General features: G+C 64.2%; 1 protein-coding gene and 1 pseudogene. Both read left to right on the forward strand.

Going from position 1 to position 1,504, the window contains the following annotated elements; all coding sequences use genetic code 11:
• Nucleotides 1–51 precede the first annotated feature (51 nt).
• Nucleotides 52–996, forward strand: a complete 945-nt coding sequence (locus Q0G18_RS09445) for a diacylglycerol kinase family protein (protein ID WP_297152463.1) — start codon at nucleotides 52–54, stop codon at nucleotides 994–996.
• Nucleotides 993–1,504: pseudogene (locus tag Q0G18_RS09450) on the forward strand (hypothetical protein); the annotation flags it as partial. The gene Q0G18_RS09445 and the pseudogene Q0G18_RS09450, both read left to right, overlap by 4 nt.

Raw genomic sequence — 1,504 nt, forward strand, 5'->3', positions numbered from 1 at the left:
ACCTTAGGCGATGTAGCGAATGCAAGCGGGGCATGTCGTATAATACGGGGCATGTCACATTGCTTTCGAAAACTGCTCATCATCGCGAACCCCGTTGCGCAAAACGGTGAAGGCAAGGCGTGCGCTTATCGGGCGCGCGCCTTGCTTGCGTCTGCGTTAGGGGAAGACGCCTTCGCGCTTGAGTTCACCGAGCGCCCGGGGCAGGCGAGCGACATCGCCGCCCGTGCCGCATTGCGCGGGTTCGACTGCGTCTGCGCGCTCGGCGGCGACGGCATCGCAAACGAGGTCGCCTGCGGGCTCATGGAGATTCCATCGGACGAGCGGCCTGCTTTCGCACTGCTGCCCGTCGGCTCGGGCAACGACTACGCGCGCACGCTCGGCATGTCGACTGACCTTCCCACGGCGGTCTTGCAGCTGTGCGACGGCGAATTGCGCGCGCATGACGTGGGGAAATGCAACGATCGATGGTTCTTGGAGACGCTGTCGTTCGGTCTGGACGCGGCAATTGCGCTCGATACCGTCGAACGCCGCGCACGAACGGGGAAGACGGGCACGATGCTCTATCTGCAGTCGGGTATCGACCAGCTGCTCCATCATATGGACCTGCGCCGTTATACCGTCGTGCTCGACGGCGGCGAGCCTGTCTGCGGCGAGTCGTATCTCTTTGCGGTCCAGATCGGGCAGACTTACGGAGGCGGCTTCCGCATCTGCCCCGACGCTGCGCCTGACGACGGCCTGTTCGATATCTGCATCGCACATCCGCCGTTGACGCGGCTTTCCGGTACCTTCATTTTCCTTATGGCGAAGGATGCTCATCATACGCGTTTCAAGCAGATCGAGTTTCGCCGCGCGGCGTCGATTGACCTTCGCTTCGACGCGCCGCTTCCCGTGCAGATCGACGGGGAGGCGCTCGTGGCAGACTCCTACCGCATCTCGATCGCCCCGCGCGCCCTGCACGTTGTCGTTCCCCGCCAAGGCGAAAGCGCGCGCTCATGACGAAGCGCTCGGCGAATCGCAAGGACGTTGTGCGGGCAGGGGAGCGGCCTGGGGAACGGGCTCGCTCCGATAAGCGGGTGGCGGAGGATGCGCGCGCCTACCGTCGGCGCTTCCTTCCCGTGAACCGCGAGGACATGCGCGAGCGCGGCTGGGACGAGTGCGACTTCGTGTACGTGTCCGGCGATGCGTATGTGGACCACTCGTCGTTCGGTGCGGCCATCATCTGCCGTCTTCTCGAGGCGAACCACTACAAGGTCGGCATGATCGCCCAGCCCGATTGGCGCGATCCGGAAAGCGTCGCCGCGCTCGGGCGCCCGCGTCTGGGGTTCCTCGTGAGCTCGGGGAACATGGACTCTATGGTGAATCACTATACGGTCGCCAAGAAGCGCCGCCGCTCGGACGCCTTTTCACCAGGAGGCGAGGGTGGGCTGCGTCCCGACCACGCGGTTGTGGTGTACTCGAACCTGATCAGACGCGTGTTCAAGGACGTTCCCATCATCATCGGGGG

This window comes from uncultured Ellagibacter sp., from assembly GCF_934636505.1.
GTDB lineage: Bacteria > Actinomycetota > Coriobacteriia > Coriobacteriales > Eggerthellaceae > Ellagibacter.

What these genes read in the sequence shown, in the direction of transcription:
- Q0G18_RS09445 (WP_297152463.1), top strand. Translation starts at nt 52, where the DNA reads ATGTCACATTGCTTTCGAAAACTGCTCATCATCGCGAACCCCGTTGCG.